The 5,273-nt window shown below is 64.2% G+C and carries 3 protein-coding genes; 1 reads left to right on the top strand and 2 read right to left on the bottom strand.

The features are described from left to right. The coding region (locus tag JWR89_RS05420) for a hypothetical protein (RefSeq protein ID WP_299712722.1) at positions 1-2,807 on the bottom strand (2,807 nt) is incomplete at its 3' end. Positions 2,808-3,020: 213 nt separating this feature from the next. Continuing rightward, entirely contained in the window at positions 3,021-4,304 is a 1,284-nt protein-coding gene (gene eno, locus JWR89_RS05415) for a phosphopyruvate hydratase (protein ID WP_299712719.1), read from the bottom strand. A 139-nt stretch (positions 4,305-4,443) separates the two neighbouring features. Here eno and queF point away from each other — a divergent pair, with 139 nt between their 5' ends. Then, the gene (gene queF, locus JWR89_RS05410) at positions 4,444-4,956 is read left to right on the top strand and encodes a preQ(1) synthase (RefSeq protein WP_299712716.1); all 513 of its coding nucleotides are present in this window, start codon (positions 4,444-4,446) and stop codon (positions 4,954-4,956) included. Positions 4,957-5,273: the final 317 nt, after the last annotated feature.

Here is a 5,273-nt window from a genome sequence, read left to right as displayed (position 1 = left end):
ACAATCAGCACGTCGTGTTGCGTCAGCGGCGCAATCACGCCGGTGAGCGTGATCGAGGCGCCGTGGCCGAGATCGATCAGCGTATCGTGCCCGACCACATGCACCGCGAGGTGCGCGAGATCGACGGCGACCGATGAAGCGATCTGGATGACGTCGTGGCCGGCCCCCTCGCCGATCCTGAAGTTGTTGATGACGTCGTGGCCGGATGCTTCCCGGAACACGAACGTATCGCCGCCGGCGCTGTTCATGACGTCGTTCCCCGCGGTGGAGGTCAGCGTCACGCCCGATCGATAGGCGGTCTCGGTGTGGCTGCCGTCGTGGTTGTCGAACACGGTGGCGAGCCGCTGTCCCGTGGCGCTGAAATCGTCGTGCCGCGCCGAATAGGCCTGACCCGTTACAGCCAACGTATCGACGTGCCGCGTGCCGTCGGCGTGGCGCGCGGTCTCCACCGCCAATGAGCCGTCCGCCGCGTAGCTGGACTGCAGGAACGAGCCGTCCTTCTGCGTCACGGTCAGCTCGCTGAGATGTCCGCGCTCGTCGTACAGACCGAGAGACCTGACGCCCTCGTTCATCGTCTGCTTCAGCGCCAGCGACCCGTCGTCGCGGAATCCTTCGGTGAGAACGCTGACGCCGCCGGCGTCACGCACGACATGCAGCGACGTGTAGTCCTTGCCGGAAATCTCGTAGGTGGTGATGTCGCGCGTGCCGTCGGCGTGGCGCTGCGTCTCGCTGGTGAGATCGCCATCCGCGGCGTAATTCGACTGGGTGTAGGAGCCATCCTTCTGCGTCACGGTCTGCTGGGTGACATGCCCGAGGGCGTCGTATTGATCGAGGTGCTTGATGCCGGACGCATCGACCGTCTGCTTCATCACCGCCGATCCGTCCGCGCGAAAACCTTCCACCAGGCTGGAATGCCCGGTGGCGTCGATCGTGGTGTGCAGCGAAGCATAGGCCTGGCCGACAACGGCGGCATCATAGACATCGCGCGTGCCGTCGGCATGGCGCACCGTCTCGCCGGTGGCGTGAAACTGATAGCTGTCGCCGGCCAGCGCGGCGGTGGAAGCCGGGATGATGCTGTCGGAGCCGACGGTGGCGTTGGCGAACTTCAGGAACTCGACATTGGTCAGGCGGTCGCTGCCGTCGCGGCCGGCGATCCGGTCGGTGACCACGATGGCGCCGCCGTTGAAGATGATGTCGTAGTCGCTGGAATTGCCGGAGAACACCGCGGTGTCGATGCCGCCGCCGCCATCGATGATGTCGTTGCCGCCGCCGCCGGTGATCACGTCGTTGTCGCTGGCGGCGCCGACGAACCAGTCCTGATGCGCGGTGGTATCGAAATGGATGGTGCGGACGTAGAGATCGAAGGTCCCGGGCGAACTGGCGTTGGTGGCCTGGTCCGGCGTCAGCGCGACGCCGTTGACCACGATATCCTTGAGGTGCAGCGCGCGGCCGGAGACAGAATTGGCGAGGTTGATATCGAAGCTGGTCACCTGCGCGGGATTGTCGAAGGTGATGGTGTAGCTCTGGTAGCCGGACGGATCGGTGGCCGGCTTGAACTCCAGCAGACCCGAGACCGCCACGCCGTTCACCATGATGACGGCCTGCGCGCCGACGCCGGCCACCACGGAGCCGTAGCCCGTGATGGTCACCGTCGTCGTTGCGAGCTTCGCGGTGACGTCGGGGCCGCCGACAATGATGTCATTGCCGGCGCCGCCGCGGATCAGGTCGCCGCCCAGGCCCCCGTGAATGGTGTCGTTGCCGCTGCCGGCATCGATGATATCGACGACCGACGAACCTTCGAGCGTCAGTCCGGGCACCGCGCCGTTGCCATGGAAATATTGCGAGACGACATCCTGCGCCGGCTTGCCCTGCACGGAATAGCCGGTCGGCGAATAGTTGCCGTTGAGATCCCACTGCCAGAATTCGGCGCCCTGCAGCCAGCTGCCGCCATGCGAGGTCCAGACCTGCAGGAAGGCGTTATAGGCATCGGCCTGCTCGGCGGCGTCGGCAGGAGCCTTCGACGAGCCGCCGCCGGGATTGATCGCGGTGCCGTCAATGCTGCGATAACCGACCTCGGTCATCAGGATCGGCTTGCCATATTGCAGCGACAGCGAATGCAGGAAATCCACCGGGGATTTATAGTTGAACGCGGCGGCATAGTACGGATTGTACGGCACCTCGGTCCAGGCATGGACGAGATCGTCCACCGTCGGCGTGGTGCTGGACGTCAGCGGTGGATAGGTGTTGACGCTGATCGTATCGAGCTGACTCCAGAAGCCGACCTTGGAGGCTTCGTCGGTCGCGGCCGAGTAGGTCAGTTCGCCGTGATAGACTTGGCGAACCGCCGATATCAGGTCGGTCCACTGGCCGACATAGGCGGAGCCAGACAGCTTGCTCATCTCGTTGCCGATCGCGAAGGTGGCGACGCCACCCTGCTCCGCAATCCCGGCGAGATGCACGATCTCCGCCTTGTAGGAGGCAAAGAACGCATCGATGTCGGCGGGCTGCAGGCTGCTCGAGATGGTGCTGTCTAGCCCGGTGATCCCCGGCTTGAACACCACCGACAGTCCCGCCGCGTGCGCCGCCTGAAATCCGGCCAGCAGGCTCGCATCACTTTCGGTCTTGGCGGGATCGGCGATGACCGTGCTGCCGGTCTTGCTGTCGGTCCAGATCCGCGCGGTCAGCGCGACGGAATTGGAACCGAGCGCCGCGATGTTCTGAAACGATTGCGCCGCGCTGGCGGTCGAGAACTGCCCGTTGTACTCGGACAGTGCGCCAAAACCCTGAACCTGAAAGATGCCCGCCATCGATGCGCTCCGTCCTGCTTCGACGGATAGCGTGCGGCAGTAACGCGTTCCTTAAGAACAAACGTCCATTCAAACGTTTCACAAAATAACGTCTGCAAGTTCCGCGTAGGGAACTTTGCAGACGCAGGTTTGACAGTTGTTCTTATTGAACGTCTCCAGGATCATCCTCGTTCGCTCTGCGAGCGACGACCATGACCTGTCGATAGCCGGCCGTTACGCCAGCGCCTTCAGCGCCGCCTTGCCGGCATACTTCGCCTGGGTACCGAGTTCCTGCTCGATGCGCAGCAACTGGTTGTACTTGGCGATGCGGTCCGAGCGCGACAGCGAGCCGGTCTTGATCTGCCCGCAATTGCTGGCCACCGCGAGGTCAGCGATGGTGTAGTCCTCGGTCTCGCCGGAGCGATGCGACATCACCGCGGTGTAGCCTGCCTTGTAAGCCATCTCGATGGCGGCGAGCGTTTCGGTCAGCGAACCGATCTGGTTGACCTTGATCAGGATCGAATTGGCGCGGCCGTTCTTGATGCCGTCGGCGAGCCGCGTGACGTTGGTGACGAACAGGTCGTCGCCGACCAGCTGGCACTTCTTGCCGATCAGGTCGGTGAGTTCCTTCCAGCCGTCCATGTCGTCTTCCGACATGCCGTCCTCGATGGAGACGATCGGATAGCGCGACGCCAGGTCGGCGAGATACTTCGCCTGCTCCGAGCCGCTGCGGGTCTTGTTCTCGCCGCCATAGACGTAGGCGCCGTCCTTGAAGAATTCTGTGGCGGCGCAGTCGAGCGCCAGCATGACGTCCTTGCCGGCGCTGTAGCCGGCCTTGTTGATGGCGGCCATCACGAAGTCGAGCGCTTCATCGGCGGACTTCAGGTTCGGCGCAAAGCCGCCCTCGTCGCCGACATTGGTGTTGTGGCCGGCCTTCTTCAGTTCGCTCTTCAAGGTGTGGAAGATCTCCGCGCCACAGCGCAGGCCCTCGGCGAAGGAGGACGCGCCGACCGGCATGATCATGAATTCCTGGAAGTCGATCGGGTTGTCGGCATGCATGCCGCCGTTGATGATGTTCATCATCGGCACCGGCAGGGTGCGCGCCGAGGTGCCGCCGACATAGCGATACAGCGGCATGTCGAAGGATTCCGCCGCGGCCTTGGCGACCGCCAACGAGACGCCGAGGATGGCGTTGGCGCCGAGCCGGGACTTGTTGGGGGTGCCGTCGAGGCCAATCATGATCTCGTCGATCTGCACCTGCTGCTCGGCGTCCATGCCGCCGATGGCGTCGAAGATTTCGCCGTTGATGGCATCGACCGCCTTGAGCACGCCCTTGCCGAGATAGCGCGCCTTGTCGCCATCGCGCAGCTCGACCGCTTCATGGGCGCCGGTGGAGGCGCCGGACGGCACCGCCGCGCGGCCCATCGAGCCGTCTTCGAGAATGACGTCGACTTCGACCGTGGGATTGCCGCGGCTGTCGAGAATTTCGCGGCCGATGATGTCGAAGATGGCGGTCATGGGGGCCTCTTTGGCGGGTGGGGTGGACGGTTGGCAGGAAAGTCGGGCGGGTTCTACAGCAAGGCACCGGGCTGGAAAAGGCCGCACGGGGTGACGGCGGCGGCCATATTGGCTAAGAACCGCCGCAACGGAGACCCTGATGTCCAAAACCCCCAAGAAAAAGCCCGAGCAGACGCCCAAAACCGAGGCTGTTTCGAAGCTGGACCCGTCCGGCCTGCAGCTCGGCCACGATGTGGCATGGCCGACCTCCCCCGAGCTTGCCAAACTCGACCGGGTGCCGAATCCGCAAGGAGACACCAATTATGTGGTGCGCTTCACGGCGCCGGAATTCACCTCGCTGTGCCCGGTCACCGGGCAGCCGGACTTTGCCCATCTGATGATCGACTTCGTGCCCGGCCAGTGGCTGCTGGAGTCGAAATCGCTGAAACTCTATATCGCCTCGTTCCGCAACCACGGCGCCTTCCACGAGGACTGCACCGTCTCCATCGGCAAGCGCATCGCGGCCGAGATCAAGCCGAAATGGCTGCGCATCGGCGGCTACTGGTACCCGCGCGGCGGCATCCCGATCGACGTGTTCTGGCAGACCGGCAAAGTGCCCAAGGGCCTATGGATCCCCGAACAAGGCGTCGCGCCGTATCGCGGGCGGGGCTAGGGGCGATTTCGTAGGATGGGTTGAGGCCCTTGCGAAACCCATCACTCCCGCCGATGGGTTTCGCCGGGGGCTCAACCCATCCTACGACTACTGCAGCGCCCTTGCGCTGCTGCGCAGAACCGGGACCGCAACGACCTCCGGCGCTTGGGACGACCCCGGCTCTGCGGAGCACCATGCGGCAAGCGCCGCGCGCTGCACCGCGTCCGGGGAACGGACGGCGCTGAGCCCTCCCGCCGCTTCGCCGTGTCCTCGATGTTATTCAACGGCTTCTTGATATCGCCCCGCTGCAACTCGATGGTCATGCTGCCGGAATAACC

Source organism: Tardiphaga sp. (assembly GCF_028290785.1).
GTDB lineage: Bacteria > Pseudomonadota > Alphaproteobacteria > Rhizobiales > Xanthobacteraceae > Tardiphaga.
Note: the sequence above shows the minus strand (reverse complement) of the source record. Positions and strands in the feature narration are given on the sequence as shown.

Coding starts and splice junctions, on each gene's coding strand:
- queF (WP_299712716.1), top strand. CDS start 4,444: ATGTCCAAAACCCCCAAGAAAAAGCCCGAGCAGACGCCCAAAACCGAG.
- eno (WP_299712719.1), bottom strand. CDS start 4,304: ATGACCGCCATCTTCGACATCATCGGCCGCGAAATTCTCGACAGCCGC.